The organism is Janthinobacterium sp. OK676 (assembly GCF_900103595.1).
Taxonomy (GTDB): Bacteria; Pseudomonadota; Gammaproteobacteria; order Burkholderiales; family Burkholderiaceae_D; genus Janthinobacterium.
Genome location: NZ_FNHA01000002.1, coordinates 595185 through 620839 on the forward strand (window position 1 = coordinate 595185; position 25655 = coordinate 620839).

Consider the following 25655-nt stretch of genomic DNA (forward strand, 5'->3'; position numbering starts at 1 on the left):
GGAAACGCACGTTACCACAGGCGCGCGGCAGCGGGCCGCACGCCTCCGCACGCACGCGTCCCGCCTAGCCGCCGGCCTTTTTCGGCTGGTGCCCCAGTTTCACCAACGCGGCCAGGATGATGTCGACATGGTCGCCCTGCACTTCGATCACGCCATCCTTGACCGTGCCACCCGAGCCGCACTGCGTGCGCAGCTGCTTGCCCAGCAGGGCCAGCGCGATGGCGTCCAGCGCCAGGCCCTTGACCACGGTGACGCTCTTGCCGCCGCGCCCCTTGGTCTGGCGCGACACGCGCACCACGCCATCGCCGGCGGGCGCCGCCTTCGCTTGCGCCTTGCACGCGCATTGCGCCAGCGGCTGGCGGCAGGCGGGGCACATGCGGCCCGTTTCGGTGGAATAGACGAGACCGCCCTGGGAGCTGCTTTTCATGATGAAGAAATAAAAGAAAGAAGGCCGCGATTGTACCAAGCGGGGACGGTGCGGGATCAAGCGGGATCCCGCACCGTCCGGCGGCGCACGGCCGACGATGCTATTAACGCAAGGTAAGGAACACGGGATTCGCATAGAACCACAGGCTGCGGTAATTGCGGTCGTTGATATCATTGAAACGCTGGGTGCTGTCCGTCGTGCCCGTGCGCTGGTCGGCCAGCGGCTCGCCACCCTGCGTCAGGCCGGCGACATCGGTTCCCAGATTGGTGCCACGCAGACGGAAATACTGGTTCTTCGTCGCCGTCGTTTCGTAGCTCACGCTGTAGTAGCCGTCAGCCCCGAGTTTCCAGTCCGCGCTGGTAAAGCGCTTGAGCACCCGCGTGCTGGCATTGGCGGCAACATGGTAGGCCGGCGTGCCCGCCGCCGCCTTCGCTCCCACATCACCGACGATCAGGTCGACATGATCGACCACGGGCTTGACGCTGGCGGCCACGCCGCTGTCGACGGGCTTTTCGTGGTTGTTTTTGGCCGGGCTGCGGAAGCGGATGGTGATGGTGACTTTCTCGCCGCTGGCCACTTTCAGCTCTCCGCCCATCTCCTTGCGGTCGTCCTTGCTGGCCAGGTTGAAATCCAGCGCGTTGATCAGGTCGCCATAAGTGGAAAACATCTTGCCCGAACGCAAACCGGCCAGCAAGTCCTTCGCCAGCGGCGCACCCTGCGCGCCGTTGAACACATAGTTCTTCGCATATTCGCCAGGGAAGTAACCGCTGCTGTTGCCGCCGACGATCTTGAAGTGGGTATCCGAATCGGTCAGGTTCCAGATGCGGCGTCCCTCGCCCAGCAGCGCATCCCATGGCCCCCCCAGCTTGGCCACCACGTAATCGACACCGCCATATACGCGCAGCAGCGCATTGTCGTCCGTGTAGGCAGCCGTATAGCCGCCGCGGTCCGGCTCCATCTGGTTGCCGACCATGCCTTCGATGGCGAACATGATGTTGGGGGCGGCATCGTTAAAGGCGCGGAAATCGGCAATGCTGTAGCTGCCCTTGTTGCGCGACGGATGGTTGATGACGGCGTAGCTGGTTTCCGGGTAATTCTGCTTGAGCCAGTTGATGGCTTGCAGTGCATCGGCAGCCGTCCTGTTATAGCGGGCCTCGCCATATTTGCCTTTCCATGCCGCGACGTCGGCGGCGTCGAACATGGCCGCGTCGCGCGTGGTAAACAAATATTCGAACTCCTTCATGCCCCGGGTGCTGGTGCTGAGCTTGTCGGCGCCGTCGAACAGGCCGATGCCGACGTGATCATGGGTCGGCATGTCCCACTCGAAGCCGGAGAAGACAAGCTTGTCGGCGTAGGTGCCGGCGGCCTGCAGCGCCTGGACGCGTGGAATTTCATAGCGCTCGGCGCCGATGGACATCGGGATGGGCGCCGCCAGCGGCGCGCCCAGCGCGTCGCGCGTGGAGACGCGCAAATGGTTGGACAGCGCCATCCAGTCGAGTCCATACGTGGTGAACGACTTGGCCAGCACCTTGTCCAGCGTCTGGCTGACATCGGCGTCGGCCGATTGCGTGGTGTGGGTATGCAGGTCGCCGGCGATCCAGCGGCCGGCTGGCAGCGGCGGCACGCCGCCAGCGGGATCACTATCGCCGCCGCAAGCGGCAACGCTCAACAGGATGGCGATGGCCGAAGGAAGCAACGTTCTGGAGTAAGACATGGGATCGACCTGGAGGCTGAAAAGAAGTGCGACAGCCTAGCATTCCAGTATGACCAGCGAATGACACGCGCCCGATCCGCCGGACTGGCGCCGGCCCGCAAGCCCGTCCTAGTTGGCCGGCGGCGCCGTCGGCACTTCCGTCACCGTTTCGGGGATGCCCGACAAGATCGTCACGGCGACCCGGCGGTTGCGCGCGCGCCCTTCCGCCGTGTCGTTGGGGGCGACGGGAATGTTGTCGGCGTGGCCGACGGCCGTCAGGCGCGACGCTTGCACGCCGCTGGCGATGAACAGGCGCACCACGGCGCTGGCGCGCGCGGCCGACAATTCCCAGTTCGAGGCGAAATTGGAATTGCTGATCGGCTGCACGTCCGTATGCCCTTCCACCTGCACGTCGTGCGTATCGTCCTTGAGCAGCACGGCAACGGCGCGCAGGGCCTGGTCCGACTCCGTCGTCAGGCGCGCCGCGCCCGGGTCGAACAGCACGCTGGCATTGATTTCCACGCTCACGCCGCGGCTCGTCTGCGTGACCCGCACCTTGCCTTCCTTGACCAGCGGCGCCAGCGTGGACGTCAAGTCTTGCGCCAGGCGCGTCATGTGTTCGCGCTCGCGGCGGATGGCTTCCGTGCGGCGTTTCAGGGCGGGGTTCGGCAGCGGGATCGCTTGCGGCGCTTCCATGACGATGGGCGGCGCACCCTTTTCCAGGCTGAAGGCCTGGCCGATGGCGTTCTGGAAGACGCGGTACTTGCCTTCGTTGACTTGCGAAATCGCGTACATCACGACGAAGAACGCGAACAGCAGGGTGATGAAGTCGGCGTACGAGATCAGCCAGCGGTCCTGGTTGTCCGGTTCCTCGTCATACTTCCTGCGCGCGCGCCGCATCATGGTCAGTGCTCGTGCAGCAGGCTGGAAACGCGCTCTTCGATGATGCGCGTATGGTCGCCCGTGGCGATGTCGTACAGCACGGCGGCCGTGATTTCGTACTGCAGCACGCGGCGCGAGACGATGGCCTTGAGTTTGTTCGCCACCGGCAGGAACAGCAGGTTGGCCAGGCCCACGCCATAGATGGTTGAGACAAACGCCACGGCGATGCCGCTGCCCAGTTTGCTTGGGTCGGTGAGGTTTTCCATCACGTGTATCAGGCCCAGCACGGCGCCCAGGATGCCGATCGTGGGCGAATAGCCGGCCGCCGATTCCCACACCTTGACGGCCTGGCGCTCGGCCATCTCATAGGCGGAGATTTCCACGTCGAGCAGCTGGCGCAGCTTGTCGGGCGCGATGCCGTCGACGATCATGCGCAAGCCCTTGGCGTTGAAACGGTCGGCCGTGTTTTCCATCAGGCGCTCGAGCGCCAGCGGGCCGTCGCGGCGCGCCGTCAGGCTCCATTGCCCGATGTCGCGCGCCAGCGCGGCGCGCGTGTCGGCCGGCGGCAGGAAGACCCAGCGCAGCATTTCCAGGCCGCGCACGAAAGTACGCAGCCGCGTTTGCAGCAGTACGGCGCCGAAGGTGCCGATGATGACGATGGCAAAGGCGGCCGGCTGCAGCAGGGAGGCCATCTTGCCGCCTTCCAGTGCCTGGCCGACCAAGAGGCCCGCCAGCGCCAGCGCCAGCCCGATTACGCTGGACCAGTCCACGCCTGCTCCCTCAAGGTTGCGCGCAGGCGCGCGACGGCCTGGGTATGCAGCTGCGAGACGCGCGATTCCGACACGCCCATCACCGCGCCGATCTCCTTCAGGTTCAGCTCTTCTTCGTAGTACAGGCCCATGAGTATTTTCTCGCGTGGCGGCAGCGCATCGATGGCATCGATCACGGATTGCCGAAAATCGGTATCGAGCAGGGACCGCAAGGGGTCGCTGTCCTCGTCCACGCAGTGGCGGTCGAGGAAGCTGTCATTGCCGTCCGGGTCGTGAAAGTCTTCGTAGTACACGAGCTGGTGGCCGCCGCCGTCGCCCAGCATTTCCTGGTAGTCGGCCAGCGACATTTTCAGCAGTTTCGCCACTTCCGACTCGGTCGGCGGGTGGCCGAGGCGCTGCTGCAAGGTGCTCATCGCCTCCTCGATCTTGCGCATGTTCTGGCGCATGCTGCGCGGCAGCCAGTCGCTGGTGCGCAATTCGTCGAGCATGGCGCCGCGGATGCGCAGCACGGCATACGTCTCGAACTGCGCGCCATGCGTTTCTTCATAGCGGCTGATGGCATCGAGCAGGCCGATCATGCCGGCCTGGATCAGGTCATCGACCTCGACCGAAGGCGGCAATTTCGCCTTCATATGGTGCGCCAGACGCTTCACCAGCGGAATGTGCTCCGTCAGCAAATAGTCCTTGTTCGATTTCCCTTTGACCGTGTACATAGGCTGCTTATTGTTTTCTCGTCTTATCTGGTGCTACGGTTGGCTTCAGGCGCTGAACTGGTGGGCGCTCCCCGTCTGGTACAAGGTGCCGCCCAGCACCGGCGCCGCCGAACGGGCCAGCCGCTCGGCCAGGCCGCGAAACGCCACCGAGGCGCCGGCCAGCGGAAACGCATCGACCACGCTGCGGCCGAGGCGCGCCGCGCGGTGCAGATACTCATCGGCAGGCACCGAACCCATCGACGTCAGCTTCACGGCCAGGTAACGGCTCGCCGCCTGTGCCATATTATCGTATACCACTTTTGCCTCGGATTCGGAAGCGCCGGTGACGAGAATGCCGAACGGACGGCGTCCCAGTTCCTGGCTCAAGCGCTTGATCAGGCAGTAGGCCGCCTTGATCGAGGTGGCGCTGGTGGACACTTGCACGACGATATCGGACGACGCCATCAAGGGCACGGGGAAACAGGCGCCCTCTTCTGCCACGACGCCGTCGACGAGCACGATGCCGCTCTGGCGCGCCAGCACGTCGAAGGTCTTGCCCAGGCGGCGCAGTTCATCTTCGCCCGCGTAGTCCATGCTGTCCATCAAATGGTTGCGCGCGCCCAGGCTGGCCACGCCGAAGCCTTGCGGCACCTGATGGATGACCTGGTTCAAGCCGCACTGCTGGCGCGCCACGTCGCGCAGGCTGGCGCCGTGCGCCAGTCCCAGGCGCGCGGCCACGCCATCGCTGCCGCCGCTGGCGTCGAGCAGCAGCACGTCATTGCCGCCGTAGGCGAGCGAAGCACCCAGGTTGACCAGCATGGCGCCCTTGTCGTCCTGCGGCGTGGCCGACAGGAACGTCATGACACGCGGCTGCGGGCCGGCCAGCATGCGGCGCAAGCCTTCGGCCTGGTCGAAATCAAAATTAGCCAAGATGCACCCCGCGCGCTTCATTGTTGCGGGCGGCCGCCTGCGCCATCAGCAGCGGCAGTTCGGCATCGGAAAACTGCGTGGCCGCCGAGTCGCGCTTGAGCTTGAAGGCGCGGTCGATCAGGTAACCGCGGTCGGCCAGGTACAGGTCTTCCGGCACGCGCTGGCCGTTCGACACATAGAACAGGTTCAGCTTCTGGCGGATCACCACGTCGAGCACGTTGCCGATCGAGGCCGCTTCATCGAGCTTGGTCATGATGCAGCCGGCTAGGCCGCTGCCTTGATACGCGCGCACCACTTCGTTGAGGGTTTCCTGGGTCGCCGTGGAGTTCAGGCACAGCAAACGCTTCACGTCGGCGCCGGCGCCCGACAGCATGGCCACCTGTTCCGTCACCATCTGGTCGCGCTGGCTCACGCCCACCGTATCGATCAGCACCGTGTGCTTGTTCTTCAATTCTTTCAGGGCGATGCGCAAGTCCGCTTCATCCTTCACGGAATGCACCATCACGCCAAGGATCTTGCCGTAGATGCGCAGTTGCTCATGCGCGCCGATACGGTAGGCATCGGTGGTGATCAGGGCCAGCTTTTCCGGGCCGTGGCGCATCACGCAGCGGGCCGCCAGCTTGGCCGTGCTGGTGGTCTTGCCCACGCCGGTCGGGCCGACCAGGGCGAACACGCCGCCCTGCTCGAGCATGGCGTCTTCATTGGCCACCGTATTGAGGTTGCGGCTGAGGACCGTCTTGATCCAGCGCATGCTTTGCGCACCGTCGAGGCCGGCGGGCAGCTTGTCGATCAGGTAGCGCGCCAGGCTGGCGGAAAAGCCGGCGGCCAGCATTTCGCGCAGCACGACGGCTTTTTGCGGCTCGCGCTGCTGCGTCGAACCCCAGGAAATTTCCGCCAGCTGGGTTTCCATCATGCCGCGCATGGCGCGGATTTCATTCATCATGCCGCTCATCTCGGCGGCGGCGTTCTCTTTGACGTGCGCCAGCGCGCTGGCCATCATCTGCTGCATGCGGGCCATGTCCACTGGCTCGGAGGCAGCCTGGCGCGGCGCGGCAGGACGTGGCGCGGCCGGGCGCTGGGCCGGGGCGGCCGGACGCTGCGGCGTGGCGAACTGGGTCTGCAACTGGGGACGGGGCTGGGCCATTTCGGACGCGGCCGGCGGCGACGCCAGCGAAGCGGCATCGTCATTGGCCAGCGCGAGGATTTCCACCACGCCATCGGCCTGGCGGTTCGACAGGATCACGGCATCGGGGCCCAGCGCTTCGCGCACCTTGCGCAGCGCATCGCGCGACGAGGCGCCCGTAAATTTCTTCACATTCATGACCGGCCTCCCAAGGCGGGGGTGGCGCAATATTGGCTGAACTGTGTGACCATCATCGACTCCTGTTGCTTGAGTGCTGTCTTCCACATGGACACAGATCACCCGGACAGTTTCCATTATTAGCGATGCTTGCAGGAAACGATCGAAGGAACAGGACGGGAAAGTACCCGTTATTCAGTTTGCCGGGAGGAAATTGATGTTTTTCTTGACCCAAACGAAGGCTGGGGTCAGACCCGGCGGGTCTGACCCCGGTACTAATGAAGATAACTACTGCGCGCCCACCAGCGCCGTGACGCGGATCGTCTTGGTTTCCGGCACTTCCGCATGCGACAGCACCTTGAGTTGCGGCAAGGCGCGGCGCAGGAAGCGCGACAGCAGGGCGCGCAGCGGCGCCGGCACCAGCAGCACCGGCGTCAGGCCCAGCGCTTCCTGCTGCTGGGCAGCCAGGCCCGCCTGGTGGGCGATGGTGTCGGCCAGGCCCGGCTCGATGCCGGCGCCGTCGCCGCCATTGCCCATCGCCTGCATCAGCAAACGCTCGAGGCGGCTGTCGAGCGTCATCACGGACAGTTCGGCCGCGCCGGGGAACAGTTGCTGCACGATGGCGCGGCCCAGGGACACGCGCACCAGCGCCGTCAGCTCGTTCGGGTCTTGCGTGCTGACCGTGTACTCGGCCAGGGTTTCGATGATGGTGCGCATGTCGCGGATGTGCACGCCTTCGGCCAGCAGGTTCTGCAGCACTTTTTGCAGGGCCGACAGCGACAGCATCTTCGGCACCAGGTCTTCCACCAGGCGCGGCGCGTCCTTGCCCAGGTGATCGAGCAAGGACTGCACTTCCGCGCGGCCCAGCAACTCCGACGCATGCGAGGTGATCAGGTGATTCAGGTGCGTGGCCACCACGGTGCCCGCATCGACGACCGTGTAGCCCATCGATTGGGCCTGGTCGCGCAGGCTGGCGTCGATCCAGGTGGCGGGCAAGCCGAACGCAGGGTCATTCGTGGCCAGGCCCGGCAGGGTGCCGCTGGCCATGCCGGGGTTGATGGCCAGGAACTGGCCGTTGAACGCTTCGCCCACGCCCACTTCCACGCCCTTCAGGGTGATGCGGTAGGCGGACGGCTTCAATTCCAGGTTGTCGCGGATGTGCACGGGCGGCGCCAGGAAGCCCACTTCCTGGGCGAACTTCTTGCGGATGCCTTTAATGCGCTTGAGCAATTCGCCACCCTGCGTCTTGTCGACCAGGGGAATCAGGCGGTAGCCCACTTCCAGGCCCAGGGTATCGACGGGCATGATGTCTTGCCAGCTGGCTTCTTCCTGCTCGGGCGCCACGGTCGCTTGCGGCGCTTCGGCCGGCTTCTCGGCCGCCTCCTTCGCCTGCTCGCGTTTCTTGCTGATCAGATAGGCGGCTCCCGCCAGCATGGATGCCAGCAGGATGAAGACCATGTTCGGCATGCCGGGAATGAGGCCCATGCCGCCGATGATGCCGGCGGTAATATACAGCACTTGCGGTTTCGCAAACAGCTGGCCCACCAGCTGGGTGCCGATGTCCTGTTCGCTGGCCACGCGCGAGACGACGATACCGGCCGCCGTGGAAATGATCAGCGAAGGAATCTGCGCCACGAGGCCGTCACCGATGGCGAGCAAGGTGTAGTTCTTGAGCGCATCGGCAAAACCCATGTCGTGCTGCAGCAAGCCCACCAGCAAGCCGCCGATGATATTGATGACGGTGACCATGATGCCGGCGATGGCGTCGCCGCGCACGTATTTGCTGGCGCCGTCCATGGCGCCGTAGAATTCCGCCTCCTGCGCCACTTCCGTGCGGCGGCGGCGCGCTTCGTCTTCGCCGATCAGGCCGGCGTTCAGGTCGGCATCGATGGCCATCTGTTTACCTGGCATGGCGTCCAGCGCGAAGCGGGCGCCCACCTCGGCGATACGGCCCGCGCCCTTGGTCACGACGGTAAAGTTGATGATGGTCAAAATAATGAAGACGACGATACCGACCGTGTAATTGCCGCCGATCAGGAAGTGACCGAACGCTTCAATCACCTTACCGGCCGCGTCGGCACCCGTGTGGCCTTCCGTCAGCACCACGCGCGTGGACGCCACGTTCAGCGACAGGCGCAGCATGGTCGACACGAGCAAAATGGTCGGGAACGCCATGAAGTCGAGCGGCTTGACCGTGTACAGCGCCGTCAGCAGCACGATGATCGATAGCGCGATATTGAAACTGAAGAAGATGTCGAGGATGAAGGCGGGCAGCGGCAGCACCATCATCGCCAGCAGCATGATGATGATGACCGGCGCGGCGATGCCCTTGCTGGCGTTGCCTTTCAATCCGCTGAGCCAGGCTGGCATGGTCAGGCCGTTCATGGTGTGCTTCCTTTATTCTTGTCTGCCGCGTCTGCCGCGGGTTTGGTCTGCGATGCGGGGTCGAGCGGGTCGAGCTCGGGCGGCACGTCGAGTTTTTTCGGCTTGTCGGGACGCTGGCCGTGGCCGCTGCCATAGCTGCGCAACTGGAACACATAGGCCAGCACTTCGGCCACGGCGCCGTACAGCGCCTCGGGAATCTCGTCGCCGATGTCCGTGTGTTTGTACAGCGCGCGCGCCAGGGCGGGCGCTTCGAGGATGGCGACCTTGTGTTCGCCCGCCAGTTCGCGGATCTTCGCCGCCACTTCGTCGATGCCCTTGGCCACCACTTGCGGCGCGCCGCGTGAATTCTCGCCATACTTCAGCGCCACCGCGTAATGGGTAGGATTCGTTACCACCACGTCGGCCGTCGGCACGTCGGCCATCATGCGGCGGCGCGACATTTCATGCTGCATCTGGCGTATCTTCGCCTTGATCTGCGGATTGCCGTCCGATTCCTTCGACTCTTGCTTGACTTCCTGCAAGGTCATTTTCATCTTGTTGGCGTAGTGCCACATCTGGTACGGGCCGTCGATGGCGGCGATCAGGCCCAGCGCGCCGACGATCAGCAAAAAGGCCGTGATCAGCAGGCTGATCAGATGGGCCGAACCGGCGCGCAAGGATTCCACCGACAGGCCCAGCACGGCGTCCTTTTGATGCTGCATCACCATCCAGGCGACGACGCCGACGACGAGGGTCTTGGCGATGGCCTTGAGCAACTCCACCAGCGCGTTCTTCGAAAACATATTGCCCAGGCCGCGAATCGGGTTGAGCTTGCCAAAATTGGGAGTAAACGCCTTGGAACTGAACAGCCAGCCACCCACCAGCACGGGCGAAGCCAGGGCGACGAGCATGATGGCCGCGGCGTACGGCAGGCAGGTCAGCAAGACCGAGCCCACGTCATAGCCGATGCGCAACATCATCGCATCCGGATTGAGGATTTGCTCGCGGTCCAGCGTCAGTCCGGAAACCATGACGGCCGTCAGCCGCCGCACGATGGCGTCGCCGGCAAACCACAGGCAGCAGCCGGACGCCATCAGCACCGTAAACGTGGCCACTTCACGCGATCGCGGAACGTCGCCTTCCTCACGCGCCTGCTCGAGGCGCTTCGGTGACGCGGCTTCGGTCTTTTCTGCGTCGCTGTCTTCCGACATCAATCAACTCCGGTGAAGTCCTGCAGCCTGGCTAGGCGCAATACGGACTGGGCATGGAGCATTATCGGTTCCAGCGAGAGAATGCCATCGGGGGAACAGGGGGGCAATTCCCCTGTATTTCCTTTGCTCCTCAGAAACCTTAGCGCGACTTCCTGGCTTCCGCCTGCTTCACCGTCTGTTCGATGGCGCCAAACAGCGATTTGCCATCATCACCCAACATTTCCAATCGAACAACATCACCAAACAGCAGATACGGTGTGCTGGCGACACCATCGGCGATCATCTCCTGGTTACGTCGTTCAACGATACTGGAAAACCCCTTCTTGACTTCCTTGTTGGCGACGCCGCCCGCGCTGACCACGCTGCCGGCGCGCGCATTGCGCGTCTGGCACAGATGGGCGAGCAATTGCGGGTAATTGAAGGCCATGTCGGCGCCCGCGTGGGGCTGGCCCGTCAATTTGCCGTTCAGGCTGCAGCGCAAGGCGTAATGCACCTTGCCGCCGCGCCAGGCGTCGCCCAGTTCGTCGGGCGTAATCGCCACGGGAGAACAGGCCATGGCCGGTTTCGCTTGCAGGAAGCCATAGCCGCTGGCCTGCTCGTCGGGCGCCAGGTTGCGCAGGGTGATGTCGTTAACCAGCATCAACAGCTTGATGTTCAGGTGCGCCTGGTCAGGCGTCGCCCCCATGGCCACGTCGTCCGTGATGGCGGCGATGCCGGCCTCGTAATCGATGCCCCACTGCTCGTGCGCCAGGATAATGTCATCGTGGGCGCCGAGGAAATCGTCGCTGGCGCCCTGGTACATCCTTGGCGCATCGCGCAAATTGGCGGGCGTCTCGACTCCCGCCGCCTTGCAGGCCCGCTCGATCTGCTGCAGATAGGATGCGCCTGCCACGCGCAAGCTGCTGCGCGGCAAAGGCGCCATGCAGTTGGCAGGATCGAACTCGAAGGCGCGATGGCCGCGGCCGCTATTGATGGTCTGGTACAGCAAGTCGAGCTGGGGCGCGATGAAGCTCCAGTCGTCGAGCGCCTTTTGCAGGGTCGAGGCGATGCCATCGGCCAGGTGGGCCGTTTTCAGGTCGCGCGAGACGACAGCCAGCTGGCCATCGCGCGTGCCATCTTTTAGAGTTGCTAATTTCATGTGCGGGAAACTTCGTCAGATGCGGGCAGTTGGAGGCTAAAGACGCCAAAAAGCCGGGATATCCCCGGCTTTGGCGATCAGGAAGAGATTACGCCAGCAGCGCTATTTGCTCAGGCGTGAGATAGCACCACTCGCCTTCGGCAATGCCCAGCGATTCCAGGGTCAGGCTGCCGATGGCGGAACGGTGCAGCGCGCTGCAATGGTTGCCGGCGGCGGCCAGCATGCGCTTGACCTGGTGGTATTTGCCTTGTTCGAGCACGATTTCCAGCTGGTGCTCTCCCCGCTTGATGCAGACGAGGGCCGCCAGCGGGGCCGGCTCATCGTGCAATTGCACGCCAGCCAATAGCTGTGCCACCAGTTCATCGGTCACGGGCTCTTGCGTGGTGGCCTGGTAAATTTTCGGAACGTGGCGCTTCGGCGACGATTGTGCATGGATAAACGGGCCATCGTCGGACATCAGCAGCATGCCGGTCGTATCGTGGTCGAGCCGGCCGACGGGCTGGACTTCGCGCCAGGTGAACTGTTCCGGCAGCAGGGTCAGCACGCCAGGATGATGGCTGGGCTTGCGCGAGCATTCGAAGTTGGCGGGCTTGTTCAGCGCCAGGTACAGGTGCGCGCGGTAGACCCACTCTTCTTCGAACACGTGCAGCACCAGGCCTTCAGTCTCGACGGTGGTGCGGTAATTGGTCTGGGTGACGCCATCGATGATGACATCGCCATCCTCGATAAGGGAACGACAGTATTTACGGGTGCCAAAACCCTGCGATTGCAGGATGCGGTCTAGGGATAATTTACTCATGGGCGTGACTTTACCAGAAGCGGCTGACAGCGTGAAGCGGCGCCGTAGCGCGCCTGCGCCAGGCTGCGGAGGGCGCAGCAGGCTTGCGCACGCACAGATAAGCTGAAGTACAAGGTGAGATTTCGATATAAATGGCCAATTCCTTTGAGAAATATCAAGCGCTCGGAATATCGCATTGATAGACTGAAACTTCGTTAGGAATCCGCCTAATGAGCTTTAGGAATAATAACCAAGCAACGACTCACAAGGACATTGTATGAAGCATATCGATACCATCGCCTTACAAGGCAGCATCGCCGACATGCGCCAACGCATCGCCGAGGAACAGGCGGCCATGCACAAGGTGAGACTGGGCGTGGCGCGCTGGAGCAGCGCCCCTGCGCCGCAGGATGAGGACGCCCCCCCATCGCCAGCGAGCCAGACGCATTGGCATGCCGAAGCGCAATGCCATTTCATGTGCTGGCTGGAACTGGGCGGTTTTGCGCACGCGGATGCGGATGCCGACGATGTGACCACGGCCCCCATGGCAAACACGGCGTCCGACAGAGGCTCCAGCAACAGCGTCAGCACCAGCGCTGCGGCAGCCCGTCAGGTCAACGCGTCTCCCCTGCCCATCCACTGCAACGGATGCGCCGTCTGAACCCGGCCCACCCGACCAGCCATGCCCCGCCCTCGCATGCCTGCCTTGCCGGCACATCCAGAATACACATCCAACGCCGTCAACCCATACGGCACGCACGACGCACAAAAGGAAACGGCGGCATTGCGCCGCCGTTCCCAAGCCCCATCGGGACTTTAGTGAGGAATGTAAATTCACTCAAAACCACATCTGCGATGCGGCGAGTAGTTCCAAGACCTGCCAATCAAGTTAGTACTGACAACATAGTTGATATATCGCCCCTCCTTGAAAAGAACTACGTCTTCACTATAGCCCAAGCGGCCCCATTTTCAAGCCAATTTACCACCTTATTGAAAACGATTCTCGATTGGATTGCCTGCCAGTCAAGAGTGATGTCCTCAGCGCAACGCCGGTTGTGACTGCTGTACGGCCGCCTTCATGGCGCCCGCACCCATGGCGGCGCCAAATTTCTTGAGCACCCGTTCCGGCAAGCCTTCGTGCTGCGTGTAGTCGACGATGTCTTCCGCCTTGACGACGTCGCGCGCCACGCTGTCGACCGTGCCGAAATCGTCGGCCAGACCCATTTCCACGGCTTTCGCGCCCGTCCAGTACAAGCCGGAGAAGGTATCGGCCGTTTCCTTCAGGCGCTTGCCCCGCCCCGCCCGTACCACCTCGATGAATTGCTGGTGGATTTCATTGAGCATGCCTTGCGCATACGCCTTGTGTTTTTCCGTCATGGGGCTGAACGGGTCCATGAAGCCCTTGTTCTCGCCCGCCGTCAGCAAACGCCGCTCGACGCCCACCTTTTCCATCACGCCCGTAAAGCCGAAACCATCCATCAGCACGCCGATGGAGCCGACCACGCTGGCCTTGTTGACGTAGATGCGGTCGGCGGCGGCCGCGATGTAATAGCCGCCCGAAGCGCACATTTCATCGACCACCACATATAAAGGCTTGTCCGGATAGCCCTTGCGCAGGCGCTGCATCTCGTCGACGATCATGCCGGCCTGCACGGGACTGCCGCCGGGACTATTAATATGCAGCACCACGGCCACGGAGCCGCTATCGGAAAACGCCTTGTCCAGCGCGGGGATGACGACGGCGGCCGAACCGCTGCCTTCGGACTCGATGGCGCCGTTGATGTCGATCAGGGCCGTGTGGCGGCCCAGGGTTTCGCCGTCGTCGGCCGTGTTGTAGTCATAAAACACCCACAGGGCGAACAGCACGATCAGCAGACCGAAGACCTTGAAAAAGATGCTCCAGCGGCGGTGCGCGCGTTGCTCTTGCAAAGTGGCAAATACCAGCTTTTCCAGCACGTCGCGCTCCCAGTTCCCCGCAGGGGCGCCGTGACCGGCCGCTGGCGCGCTGCTGTCCAGCTTGTCATTCGTGTTATCGCTCATGATTCACTTTGCTTAAATTACAATAAGGCCGGCAACGGCTGGACATACTCGTCGGGCTGCCAGTACAGCTGGCCGTCGCGCTCGACCACGGCGATCGGACGCAAGCGCCCGCCCTTGCAGGGGCCGCCCGCGCAATAGCCGCTTTCCGGCACATAGATGGCGCCATGCGTCGAACACATCAGGTACAAGCCGCTGGACTCGAAAAACTCGCCCTCCGCCCAGTCCAGTTCGATGGGCACGTGGGCGCAGCGGTTCAGGTAGCCATACGCCTTGCCGCCGTGGCGCACGACAAAGCCCGTGGTCGTTTCGCCACCGGCCGAGACGGGAAAGCGCACGCCCTTGCCGCCATCGGCGACGGCGTCGGCGGCACAGATGAAAACGTCGACAACATCGCTCATCATGCGTGCTCGCTCAGCCATTGATGCAGATCGGCCACCGTGGCGGCCGAGTACAGGGGCTTGCAAGCCTGCAATTGCTCCACAGGATGCGCCCCATACTCTACGGCAATACCCGCCGCGCCTGCATTGCTTGCCATCAATAAATCATGACTGGTGTCGCCGATCATCACGGTACGACGCATGTCTTGCCCCAATTCGCGCGTCAGTTCCTGCAACATGGCCGGATGCGGCTTGGAAAACGTTTCATCGGCGCAGCGCGTCGCATCGAACAGGGACAGCAGCTTGACGGCATTCAGGGAGCGGTTCAGGCCGACACGGCTCTTGCCCGTGGCCACCGCCAGGAAGTACGCCTGCTGCGACAGTTCCTGCAGCATCTCGTGTACGCCGGGAAACAGGGTCAGCTCATGGTCGCGCGACAGATAGTGATAGCGGTAGCGCTCGGCCATGCGCGCATGGTATTTCGGCTCCACGTCGGGTATCACCAGCTGCATGGCTTCCTGCAAGCCCAGGCCGATCACGTGCGAAGCGAGCAACTCGGTGGGAATGGGCAAGCCGAGGTCTTTGGCCGATGCCTGGATGCACTTGACGATGGTCGAGGTACTGTCTATCAGGGTACCGTCCCAATCGAAGACGATCAGATCAAATTGCTTTCTTGCCATGTTTCCCGACGATATAGCCGCCGGCTCCTTGAGAATGAATGATGGCGACTGACTACCTTGTGAGTAGTGTCGCGCGCACGCGGTGGATACTATACTTATCGTGCGGCAACGGCCAATGGTTTGCCCAAGCTTACCAAGAAACGCTCGCATTCGGCAGCCAGCGGCGCATTCAGGGTCATCGTCTTGCCCGTTTCCGGATGCACAAACGTGATCTGGTGCGCATGCAGGAACATGCGTTTCAGGGCGCCGCGCGTGCTGTCGGCTTTCAACAGGGCACGGTTGAGGGCGAAGTCGCCATATTTATCATCGCCGGCGATGGGGAAACCGGACGAAGACAGGTGCACGCGGATCTGGTGCGTGCGTCCCGTCTTCAATTCCGCTTCCAGCAAGGCGAAGTTGTGATATTTATGCAACAGTGAAAACACCGTGTGCGAGGCCAGGCCATCGGCCTGCACGGCCACCCGGCGTTCGCCTTCGGCCGTCGTATATTTGTGCAATGGCAACTTGATATGCTGGCGCGCATTCTTCCAGTCGCCGGCCACCAGCACGAGGTAACGCTTGTCCGTGACGCCGTCGCGCATCTGTTCGTGCAAATTCGTCAACGCGGAACGTTTCTTTGCCAACAACAACAAGCCGGACGTGTCGCGGTCCAGGCGGTGCACCAGTTCCAAAAACTTGGCGTCGGGGCGCGAAGCACGCAATTGCTCGATCACGCCGAAGGACACGCCCGAGCCGCCATGCACGGCCACGCCCGCAGGCTTGTCGATGACGAGCAGCTGCGCATCTTCGAAGATGATCTTGAATTCGGCGGCCGGCGCGCCCGTAGGCGCCTTTTCGGCCACGCGCACGGGTGGAATGCGCACCACGTCGCCGGCGGCGAGACGGTACAGCTGATCGATACGGCCTTTATTGACCCGCACTTCTCCCGATCGCAATATCCGGTAGATGTGGCTTTTAGGCACTCCCTTGCACACTCTTAATAAGTAGTTGTCGATACGCTGGCCTGCTTCTTCTTCGGCGATCGTGACGAATTGCGCTTGCGGCTGAACCGGGGGTGTTGAAGGGGGAACAACATCATTTTGACTCTTCATTTACTATGTCTTCCCAGAAATCTCTCTAAGTCCTTCATTTTGAATATATAATTGTTTTTGCTGCGGCCCTGGCTGCTGCGAGTGTAAGAATAAAAGCACATTTTACACAGGGGCGTCTCCACCGGCCTCGCCAAATTGCAAATTCGGTGGAAAAAAATGTATATGCACCATCCCTGCGCGAATCAAGGTTGCACCGTAGTTGTAATCGGATAACGCGTGGAGATGCTGAAGTGAGTGTGGGATTATAAGGATAAGTACCCGTTAGCGCGACTTATCGAGTCGGGCTCGCGGGTTGATGAAGTTGATAACGCTTGCCGTTTTCGCCAAACCCCGTATGTGGCCAAATACTGAGGGTTGTCGATGATAGGCTGAGGCCAAGCCTCGCCATCGCGATCCCTGTAATGAGCCGGCTAACGATTTTGGCTCTGAATTTGCTGACCACTTGCATTCTCTGTCCCCGATGCAGTTCATTCTCATCCGGGCTGTTTCAGATGAGTTGCAAGTGTCCCGTGCACTCGGCATGACGATCGACCTCACCGCGCCTGTTGCGGCCGTAACGTATACCTCGTACGCGTTGTTGCTCCGCACGCCTGGGCATTTCCCCCGCCAGCACTCCCGTTCTCGCATATATCCCTGTACTTCGCCGCTTCCCCGGAAGCGGCTTTGAGATGGCCTACGGGTCGCGGAGTTATAAAAATGAAACGCATGTTGTTTAATGCCACGCAGCAAGAAGAACTGCGCGTAGCGATTGTCGACGGACAAAAACTGATCGACATCGATATCGAGACAGCCGGGCGCGAACAGCGCAAATCCAACATCTACAAGGGCGTGATCACGCGCATCGAGCCATCGCTCGAAGCGTGCTTCGTCAGCTATGGCGAAGACCGCCACGGCTTCCTGCCTTTTAAGGAAGTTGCCCGCACGTATTTCCGCGAAGGCGTCGACGTCCGTAACGCCTCCGTCAAGGAAGCGTTGCGCGAAGGCCAGGAAATCATGGTCCAGGTTGAAAAGGAAGAGCGCGGCAACAAGGGCGCCGCCCTGACCTCGTTCGTTTCCCTGGCCGGCCGTTACCTGGTATTGATGCCGAACAACCCGCGTGGCGGTGGCGTATCGCGCCGCGTGGAAGGCGAAGAGCGCCAGGAATTGCGCGAAACCATGGATAAACTGGACTTGCCAGCTGGCATGTCCGTGATTGCCCGCACGGCAGGCATCGGCCGCAACGTCGATGAACTGCAGTGGGACTTGAATTACCTGATGCAACTGTGGCGCGCCATCGAAGGCGCCGGCAAGTCGGCCAACGGCGCTTTCCTGATCTACCAGGAATCGTCGCTCGTCATCCGCGCCATCCGCGACTACTTCCAGCCCGACATCGGCGAGATCCTGATCGACACCGACGAGATCTACGACCAGGCGCACCAGTTCATGAGCCACGTGATGCCCGACATGGTGCACCGCGTAAAACGCTACAGCGACGACGTGCCGCTGTTCTCGCGCTTCCAGATCGAACACCAGATCGAAACGGCCTACAGCCGCACCGTGCCGCTGCCATCGGGCGGCGCCATCGTGATCGACCATACCGAAGCGCTGGTGTCCGTCGACGTCAACTCGGCCCGCGCCACGCGCGGCTCGGACATCGAGACGACCGCCTTCAACACCAACTGCGAAGCGGCCGAAGAAGTGGCCCGCCAGCTGCGTCTGCGCGACCTGGGTGGCCTGATCGTCATCGACTTCATCGACATGGAAGTGGCGAAGAACCAGCGCGAAGTGGAACAGCGCCTGAAAGACGCGCTGCACCATGACCGCGCCCGTGTACAAATGGGCAAGATTTCCCGCTTCGGCCTGATGGAACTGTCGCGCCAGCGCTTGCGCCCTTCGCTGTCCGAAGGTTCACACGTGACGTGCCCGCGCTGCTCCGGCACCGGCCACATCCGCGATACGGAATCGTCCGCCCTGCAGGTGCTGCGCATCATCCAGGAAGAGGCGATGAAGGAAAACTCGGCCACCATCCACGTGCAAGTACCCGTGGACGTGGGCGCCTTCCTGCTCAACGAAAAGCGCGGCGAAGTGCTGAAGATCGAGAACCGCCACCGCATCGCCGTGATCCTGATCCCGAACAAGCATCTGGAAACGCCGCACTACAAGCTGGAACGCATCAAGCACGACGATCCGCGTCTGGAAGACAGCCAGGCCAGCTACAATCTGGCGGAAAGCGCTGAAACCGACATGGCGTACAGCAAGCGCCAGAAGGAAGAAGCCAAGCCGCGCCAGGAAGCCGTCGTCAAGACGATCACCCCTGACCAGCCGGCACCGATGGTCGAGCGCAAGCCCGTCGAAGCGAAACCGGCTCCCGTGGCCGCGCCTGCCGCGCCACAGGGCCTGATCGCCAAGATCATCAGCTTCTTCACCGGCGCTCCGGCACCGGTGGCGCCCGCACCCGCCCCTGTCGCACCGGCCAAGCCGGCCGGCGCCGACCGTGGCGACCGCAACAGCCGTGGCCCGCGTGGCCGTGGCCGCAACGGCAAGCCAGGCCGCGAAGAACGCGAACCGGGCCAGGGCCGTCCAGCCCAGGACGATGCAGCGAAAGAAGCGGAAGCACTGGAAAAAGCGGCACGTCCGCCACGCCCACCGCGTCCGCCACGCGAACCGCGTGAAGCGCGCGAGAACGGCGATACGGCAGCAGCACCACGCGAACGCGGTGAACGCCCTGAACGCGCCGAGCGTCCGGAACGCGCGGAACGTCCAGAGCGCGCCGAGCGTCCGCCACGCCAGCCACGCGAAGCGCGCGAACCACGCGCCGACAAGGCTGTTGTTGCTGAAGTGAAAGCTGAAGAGCTGGCACTGGTTGGTGCCACCGCCAGCGCAGTCAACGTCGTCGTGACGTCGAACGGCCCTGAATTCGACGCCGCACCGGCCAATCTGCTGAAAGCGCCGGCGAATGCCGGCCCTGAAGGCGAAGAGACGGAAAGCGACGTGGAAGGCGAAGAACCGCGCCGCCGCCGTCGTCGTGGCGGCCGCAACCGCAACCGCCGCGACCGCGAAACGGGCGAGCTGATTGAATCGGCAAACGGTGACAACGAAGGCCAGGACGCGCCAGTGATCAGCTTTACGGTTGCTCCGGCGCCGGAAGCCGCCGCTGCCGCCGTTGAAGCCGCCGCACCGATCGCCGTCGTCGCTGCCGCTACTGTCGTGGCCGTCGCTGCGCCAGTGGAAGCTGCTGCCGAAGCCGCACCAGCCGTCGTGACTGAAGTAGTCGAAGTAGTCGAAGTGGTCGAAGTGGTCAAGGCCGTGGAGATCGCCAAGGTCGAAGAAGTCGCTCCGGCTGCTGAAGTGATCGTGCCGCCAGCTCCTGTGGAAGCCGCCGTTGCTGCCGAACCAGCGCCAGCTGCCGAGTACAGCTTTGCCGAGAAGACGGAAGTTGCGCCGACTCCAGCTCCAGCGCCAGCGGAAGTGAACGCCGAAGCGGCACCAGCCGTGGAAACGCCAGCTGCCGTGGAAACCGTCGCCGTGGCGGAAGAAGCGCCAGCAGCCGCGCCAGCACCAGTAGCGGAAGCTGCCCCGGCGGTTGCCGAAGTTGCTCCTGCGCCTGTCGTTGCTCCCGCTCCTGCTCCGGCGCCAGCCCCTGTGGCGGCGCCGCTGGACTTGAGCGCAGTGCTCGGCTCGGCCGGCCTGACCCTGGCTGCCACCGATCCGGAAAAACTGCGCCTGGCGCAGGAAGCGGCCGCCAAGGCAGTCGCTCCGGTACGCAAGCCACGCGAACGCAAGCCATTGCCGCCGCAATCGGATGAGCCGTTGATCCAGGTCAACACGCAGCGTCCATAAGCGCGCCGGGTTCGCCCAGCCGCCAATGATGAAAGGGGAAGCTCAGGCTTCCCCTTTTTTATGTCCACTTTTTGCTGCCATCCGCCCGCCATGCACGAGAACGCCAATCTGCCTCCCGCCCCCGTCAGCCTGCGCAACGCCTTCTGGTACTGGCTCAAGCTGGGCTGCGTCAGCTTTGGCGGCCCGGCCGGGCAAATCGCCATGATGCATGCGGAACTGGTGGAAAAGCGGCGCTGGATTTCCGAGCAGCGTTTCCTGCACGCCCTGAACTACTGCATGCTGCTGCCGGGGCCGGAAGCGACCCAGCTGGCCATCTACATCGGCTGGCTGATGCACCGCACGCGCGGCGCCCTGGTGGCGGGCCTGCTGTTTTTGCTGCCCTCGCTGCTGGTGCTGATCGTCCTGTCCTGGCTGTATATGGCGTATGGCCACGTGGGCGCCATCGCCGGCGTCCTGTACGGCATCAAGCCGGCCGTCGTCGCCATCGTGGTGGCGGCCGCCTGGCGCCTGGGCCGGCGCACCTTGCGCAGCCCCGGTCTGATCGCCATCGCGGCGGCCGCATTTGCCGCCATCGCCGCGCTTCATCTGCCATTTCCGCTGATCGTGCTTGCCGCTGCCCTGCTGGGCATGGCGGGCGGGCGCTGGCTGCCCGCGCACTTTCATGCCAACGGCGCGTCGCATGGCGGCGCGGCCCGCTACGGCGCCGCCCTGATCGATGACGACACGCCCACGCCGGACCACGCGCGTTTCAGGTGGCCGCGCCTGCTGGCCACCTGCGCACTGGGCCTGGCGCTGGCTTTCTTTGTCTGGCTGGGCCTGGCACTGGCGGGCGGTACGGACCAGCCGCTGGCGCAGATGGGCGTGTTTTTCAGCAAGGCGGCCCTGCTCACGTTCGGCGGCGCGTATGCCGTGCTGCCCTACCTGGTGCAGGGTGCCGCCGACCATTACCACTGGATCACGAGCGCGCAAATGATGGATGGCCTGGCCCTGGGCGAAACGACGCCCGGCCCCCTGATCATGATCGTTGCCTTCATCGGTTTTGTCGGCGGCTGGAGCCATGCGGCAGGCATCGCGGGCGAGCAGCTGTGGCTGGCGGGCGTGTGCGGCGCGCTCGTCGCCAGCTGGTTTACTTTTCTGCCTTCGTTCATCTTCATCCTGGCCGGCGCGCCGCTCGTGGAAGCGTCGCGCGGCAATTTGCGCCTGAGCGCGCCCCTGACGGCCATTTCGGCGGCCGTGGTGGGCGTCATCGCCAGCCTGGCCCTGTTCTTTGGCCGCCACGTTTTCTGGCCGGACAACCCGCTGCCGCACTGGGACTGGCTGGCGACGCTCATCGCGCTGGCGGCCGGCGTGGCGCTGATCAAGTTTCAAATGGGCACCATCAAATTGCTGCTCGCCTGTGCCATCTTCGGCCTCGTGCTATCGTATCTGCCTTGAACGACTTTACGTAAGCGCATTACCTTTCATGGCTGACAAGATTATCTACCTCGCCGAGGCCCGCAATGGGGCCGTGGCGATACCCGAGCGCCTGGAAAGTCCCAGCGGCAACGTCGCCGACCGCCTGGGCAGGCCCCTGCACGACTTGCGCATCTCGATTACCGACCGCTGCAATTTCCGTTGCGTGTATTGCATGCCGAAGGATGTGTTCGACAAGAACCACGTGTATCTGCCGCACACGGATTTGCTGTCGTTCGAGGAAATCACGCGCGTGGCGCGCCTGTTCGTTGAACACGGCGTGGAAAAGATACGCCTGACGGGCGGCGAACCGCTGCTGCGCAAGAATATCGAAAAGCTCATCGCCATGCTGGCCGAGCTGCGCACGCCATCGGGCCAGCCGCTGGACCTGACCCTGACGACCAATGGTTCCTTGCTGGCCAGAAAAGCGCAAGCGCTCAAGGATGCGGGCCTGAACCGCGTCACCGTGTCGCTCGACTCGCTCGACGACGCCACCTTCAAGCGCATGAACGACGTCGATTTCGCCGTCGCCGACGTGCTGCACGGCATAGCTGCGGCGCACGCGGCGGGCCTGGGTCCCATCAAGATCAATATGGTCGTCAAGGCCGGCATGAACGAGCAGGAAATCGTGCCCATGGCGCGCCACTTCAAGGATACGCCCTACATCCTGCGCTTCATCGAATACATGGACGTGGGCGCGTCGAACGGCTGGAACTTGCAGGAAGTCATCCCGTCCGCCGAAGTCGTGCGCCGCATAGCCTCACACATGCCCTTGCTGCCCATCGACCCGAACTACACGGGCGAGACGGCGGCGCGCTGGCGCTATGCGGATGGCGGCGGCGAAATCGGCCTCATTTCCAGCGTCACGCAAGCGTTCTGCGGCGACTGCAGCCGCGCCCGCCTCTCGACCGAAGGCAAGCTGTACACGTGTCTGTTCGCCAGCAGCGGCCACGACTTGCGCAGCCTGCTGCGGGGCGGCCATAGCGATGCGGAAATTTCCTCGGCCGTGGCGCAACTGTGGCGCGGCCGCGGCGACCGCTATTCGCAATTACGCACCAGCCAGACGGATTTGACGGGCGGCGCACTTGAGCACGGTAAAAAGAAAGTGGAAATGTCGTACATCGGCGGCTGAATCCGGGGCGGCGCACGCCCCGCGCTGCTACCATGGCGCATGCACCAATTTTCCTACCTGACATGATCAACAAACACGACATTACCGGCCTGATCCTGGCCGGCGGCCTCGGCACGCGCATGGGCCAGCGCGACAAGGGCATGCTGCCACTGCATGGCCAGCCCCTGGCGCGCCACGTGCTGCAGCGCCTGGCGCCGCAAGTGGGCCAGCTGGCCATCAGCGTCCACGCCGATGCGGGCGAGTACGCGCGCTTCGGCCTGCCCGTGTGGCCCGATGCGCTGCCGGGCCAGCTGGGCCCGCTGGCTGGTTTACACAGCGGCATGCGGCACGCCGGCACGCCCTACCTGCTGACGGTGCCCTGCGATTCGCCATTGCTGCCACCCGACCTGGCGGCGCGCCTGGCGGCCGGTTTGATCGACGGCGATGCCGACCTGGCCATCGCAGTCACCGAGGAGATCGACCCGGCGACGGGCTTGGCCGTGCGCCGCCCGCACCCCGTCTTTTGCCTGGTAAAAACCTCGGCCCTGCCCCAGTTGGACTCGTATCTGCGCGCCGGCGAGCGCCGCATGCGCACCTGGCACGGTCCCTTGAGACTGGCCGAAGTACTGTTCGAGGACGGCGCCGCGTTCGGCAACATCAACACCCCGGACGAACTGGCCGCCCTGCAGGCGCAGGGATTGAGCGTGCCGATGGCGCAAGCCATCCTGGCCGACACGGTCGCGCCCGTCGCCGAGATCGAGGAACTGCCGCTGCCGCAAGCGTTCGAGCGCATCCTGGCGGCCGACATCATCTCGCCCATCAGCGTGCCCGCGCACGACAATTCCGCCATGGATGGCTATGCGCTGCACGGGGCCGACCTGGGCGGTAGCGTGCCGTTGACCCTGGCCGTGGTCGACACCATCCTGGCCGGACGTCCCGGCACGGTCAACGTGCGGCGCGGGCAATGCGCGCGCATCATGACGGGCGCCGTCATGCCCGATGGCTGCGACAGCGTCGTGCCGCAGGAACTGGTGCGGCAAGCCAGCGAGCACAGCATCACCATCGCGCCCGACTGCATCCGCCCCGGCGACAACCGCCGCTTCAAGGGCGAAGACTTGATGCAGGGCCAGCCTGCGCTGCTGCAGGGCAAACTACTCGGACCGGCCGAGCTGGGGCTGCTGGCCTCGCTGGGCATCGCCACGGTGCCCGTGCGCCGCCGCCTGCGCGTGGCCTTCTTTTCCACGGGCGACGAGTTGCGCTCGATCGGCGAGCCGCTCGACGCCGGCTGCATCTACGACAGCAACCGCTACACCCTGCTGGGCATGCTGACCCGTTTGGGCTGCGAAGTGCTCGACATGGGCATCGTCAAGGATAATCCGCAAGCGCTGGAAGCGGCCCTGCGCGGCGCCTGCGCCCAGGCCGACGTCATCGTCACCTCGGGCGGCGTGTCCAGCGGCGCGGCCGATTTTACGCGCGAGATCCTCGCCCGCCTCGGTGAAGTGGCTTTCTGGCACATCAACATGCGCCCGGGGCGCCCCATGGCCTTTGGCCGGATAGCCAGTGACGGCGACACGGCATTGCTGCTGGGCCTGCCCGGCAACCCCGTGGCCGTGATGGCCGCGTTTTATTTTCTCGCCCGCCCCACCCTGCTGCGTCTGATGGGCGCCAATGCGGACACATCCACCCTGCCGCTGCTGCAGGTGGCGGCGCAAGCGCCCATCCGCAAGAAACGGGGCCGCACGGAATACCAGCGCGGCATCGTCGAACGGGGCGCGGACGGACGCCAGCACGTGCGCGTGACGGGCGCGCAAGGCTCGGGCATCCTGCGCTCGATGACGCAAGCCAATTGCATGATCGTGCTGCATGAAGCGCAGGGCCACGTGGCGGCCGGCGACCTGGTCGACGTCGTGCTGTTCCATGGATTGATATGAAACTGCTGCTGGTAATGGCCCTGCTGCAGGGCATGACGGCATATGCAGGCGAAGTCCGCAGCAATGGCTACACGGTGCGCTTCGACGAACGCATCGAAACGGCGCCAGGCGACTTGCACGGCGAAACTGTGGGCGGCATCCGCCTCGTGCGCACCGCCGACCAGGCGCTCGTGTGGCAGGAAAACACGCCTTTGCGCCCCGGCTGCGGCAACGTTGCGGCCGTGACCGCCATTAATGATCGCTACATGGCCCTGTGCGGCCACCTGGGCGGACGCCATTACACGCAGAAGATCATCTTCACGCAAGGCAGCTCACTCTCCATGGCCAGCGTCGACCAGTACGATTCGCCCAGTCCCGTGCGCGTGGAGCGCAACGGATCGCTGGCCATCGACGTCCTGCGACGCGACCTCTTCCCTGGCGAACTGACGGGTCCGCATTACTTCCCCACTGTGTACCGCTTGCGCCACGATGACGCCATGTTCGGCTTCCTCCCCAGCTTTGATGGCGACGTCGCCGAGCGCTACTGGCTGCACTACCGGGCCACGCGCCAGGCGGCGCCTGCGGCTGAGGTGCTGCCAGAACTGCTGGCGTCGCTGCTGGCGGCCCAGTCCGGCAAGCAATCCATCTGCGCGGAACTGGACACCCTCGCCGCAGATTTGCAACAAGGGCGACAGTACGATGCACAAGGCGCGCGCACCTTGATGCGCACGTGGCTGCACAAGCTGCCCGCCGTTGGCTATCCCGCCTTCGATACGCAAGCCTGTCCAGACCGCATCTAACACGCATTTCCGGCCTCACCGCCGCCTGCCGACGGCGCGCCCGCCTCACCTTCACCTCATTCCCACCGGCCCGCCCTGCGCGGGCCGTTTGCATTTCCCCTTTGCACAAATTTTCCCTGCGCGGCAGGCGCTTGCCCATCGAGATAAAAATATTAACCATTTCCACTTACAACAGATCAATAAACACAAC

General features: G+C 63.5%; 21 protein-coding genes. 6 read left to right on the forward strand and 15 right to left on the reverse strand.

Annotated features, from left to right (window positions below):
* Positions 1–64: 64 nt before the first annotated feature.
* The 11 genes from BLU39_RS06280 to BLU39_RS06330 form a co-directional block, all read right to left on the reverse strand.
* Positions 65–427: a translation initiation factor Sui1 gene (locus BLU39_RS06280; protein ID WP_092711344.1), complete on the reverse strand. Its 363-nt coding sequence runs from the start codon at positions 425–427 to the stop codon at positions 65–67.
* Between the two features lie 103 nt (positions 428–530).
* Positions 531–2141, reverse strand: a complete 1611-nt coding sequence (locus BLU39_RS06285; RefSeq protein ID WP_092711085.1) for a CehA/McbA family metallohydrolase domain-containing protein — start codon at positions 2139–2141, stop codon at positions 531–533.
* A gap of 108 nt (positions 2142–2249) precedes the next feature.
* Complete coding sequence (gene motD / locus BLU39_RS06290) at positions 2250–3020, reverse strand: flagellar motor protein MotD (protein ID WP_092711346.1); 771 nt, start codon at positions 3018–3020, stop codon at positions 2250–2252.
* 5 nt (positions 3021–3025) lie between these two features.
* A complete protein-coding gene (locus BLU39_RS06295) occupies positions 3026–3772 on the reverse strand; it encodes a flagellar motor protein (RefSeq protein ID WP_046685945.1) in 747 nt (248 codons plus the stop codon).
* Positions 3754–4485 carry an RNA polymerase sigma factor FliA gene (locus tag BLU39_RS06300; RefSeq protein WP_010400804.1) on the reverse strand — a complete coding sequence of 244 codons (732 nt, stop codon included), beginning with the start codon at positions 4483–4485 and terminating at the stop codon, positions 3754–3756. The genes BLU39_RS06295 and BLU39_RS06300 overlap by 19 nt, the downstream gene beginning before the upstream one ends.
* A 45-nt stretch (positions 4486–4530) precedes the next feature.
* Complete coding sequence (locus BLU39_RS06305) at positions 4531–5394, reverse strand: MinD/ParA family ATP-binding protein (protein ID WP_092711087.1); 864 nt, start codon at positions 5392–5394, stop codon at positions 4531–4533.
* On the reverse strand, positions 5387–6715 hold the full coding sequence (gene flhF / locus BLU39_RS06310; RefSeq protein ID WP_034754102.1) for a flagellar biosynthesis GTPase FlhF: 1329 nt from the start codon (positions 6713–6715) through the stop codon (positions 5387–5389). The genes BLU39_RS06305 and flhF overlap by 8 nt, the downstream gene beginning before the upstream one ends.
* A 267-nt stretch (positions 6716–6982) precedes the next feature.
* Positions 6983–9079 carry a flagellar biosynthesis protein FlhA gene (gene flhA / locus BLU39_RS06315; protein ID WP_092711089.1) on the reverse strand — a complete coding sequence of 699 codons (2097 nt, stop codon included), beginning with the start codon at positions 9077–9079 and terminating at the stop codon, positions 6983–6985.
* Positions 9076–10269 carry a flagellar biosynthesis protein FlhB gene (flhB, locus tag BLU39_RS06320; RefSeq protein WP_092711091.1) on the reverse strand — a complete coding sequence of 398 codons (1194 nt, stop codon included), beginning with the start codon at positions 10267–10269 and terminating at the stop codon, positions 9076–9078. Before flhB ends, flhA begins: the two co-directional genes overlap by 4 nt.
* Before the next feature lie 139 nt (positions 10270–10408).
* The gene (locus BLU39_RS06325; protein ID WP_092711093.1) at positions 10409–11407 is read right to left on the reverse strand and encodes a fumarylacetoacetate hydrolase family protein; all 999 of its coding nucleotides are present in this window, start codon (positions 11405–11407) and stop codon (positions 10409–10411) included.
* An 88-nt stretch (positions 11408–11495) separates the two neighbouring features.
* Positions 11496–12206 (reverse strand): pseudouridine synthase, encoded by a 711-nt coding sequence (locus tag BLU39_RS06330; protein WP_092711095.1) that lies wholly within the window; start codon positions 12204–12206, stop codon positions 11496–11498.
* Positions 12207–12462: 256 nt separating this feature from the next.
* Here BLU39_RS06330 and BLU39_RS06335 point away from each other — a divergent pair, with 256 nt between their 5' ends.
* Positions 12463–12846 (forward strand): hypothetical protein, encoded by a 384-nt coding sequence (locus BLU39_RS06335; RefSeq protein ID WP_092711097.1) that lies wholly within the window; start codon positions 12463–12465, stop codon positions 12844–12846.
* Positions 12847–13223: 377 nt separating this feature from the next.
* Here the strand turns inward: BLU39_RS06335 and BLU39_RS06340 are convergent, their stop codons facing one another.
* The 4 genes from BLU39_RS06340 to BLU39_RS06355 form a co-directional block, all read right to left on the reverse strand.
* Complete coding sequence (locus BLU39_RS06340; RefSeq protein ID WP_092711098.1) at positions 13224–14225, reverse strand: S49 family peptidase; 1002 nt, start codon at positions 14223–14225, stop codon at positions 13224–13226.
* A gap of 17 nt (positions 14226–14242) precedes the next feature.
* A complete protein-coding gene (locus BLU39_RS06345) occupies positions 14243–14626 on the reverse strand; it encodes a Rieske (2Fe-2S) protein (protein ID WP_175539222.1) in 384 nt (127 codons plus the stop codon).
* A complete protein-coding gene (locus tag BLU39_RS06350) occupies positions 14623–15282 on the reverse strand; it encodes an HAD-IIIA family hydrolase (protein ID WP_092711100.1) in 660 nt (219 codons plus the stop codon). Before BLU39_RS06350 ends, BLU39_RS06345 begins: the two co-directional genes overlap by 4 nt.
* Before the next feature lie 95 nt (positions 15283–15377).
* Positions 15378–16373, reverse strand: a complete 996-nt coding sequence (locus BLU39_RS06355; protein ID WP_092711101.1) for an RluA family pseudouridine synthase — start codon at positions 16371–16373, stop codon at positions 15378–15380.
* Between the two features lie 696 nt (positions 16374–17069).
* Here BLU39_RS06355 and BLU39_RS06360 point away from each other — a divergent pair.
* The 5 genes from BLU39_RS06360 (at position 17070) to BLU39_RS06380 (ending at position 25465) form a co-directional block, all read left to right on the forward strand.
* Positions 17070–20192 (forward strand): Rne/Rng family ribonuclease, encoded by a 3123-nt coding sequence (locus BLU39_RS06360; protein ID WP_092711102.1) that lies wholly within the window; start codon positions 17070–17072, stop codon positions 20190–20192.
* Positions 20193–20252: 60 nt separating this feature from the next.
* Entirely contained in the window at positions 20253–21626 is a 1374-nt protein-coding gene (chrA, locus tag BLU39_RS06365) for a chromate efflux transporter (protein WP_232731180.1), read from the forward strand.
* 28 nt (positions 21627–21654) lie between these two features.
* Positions 21655–22776, forward strand: coding sequence for a GTP 3',8-cyclase MoaA (moaA, locus tag BLU39_RS06370; protein ID WP_092711103.1), 1122 nt, complete (start codon positions 21655–21657; stop codon positions 22774–22776).
* 62 nt (positions 22777–22838) lie between these two features.
* Entirely contained in the window at positions 22839–24686 is a 1848-nt protein-coding gene (gene glp, locus BLU39_RS06375) for a molybdopterin molybdotransferase MoeA (protein WP_254788901.1), read from the forward strand.
* Entirely contained in the window at positions 24683–25465 is a 783-nt protein-coding gene (locus tag BLU39_RS06380; protein WP_092711105.1) for a hypothetical protein, read from the forward strand. The genes glp and BLU39_RS06380 overlap by 4 nt, the downstream gene beginning before the upstream one ends.
* Positions 25466–25655: the final 190 nt, after the last annotated feature.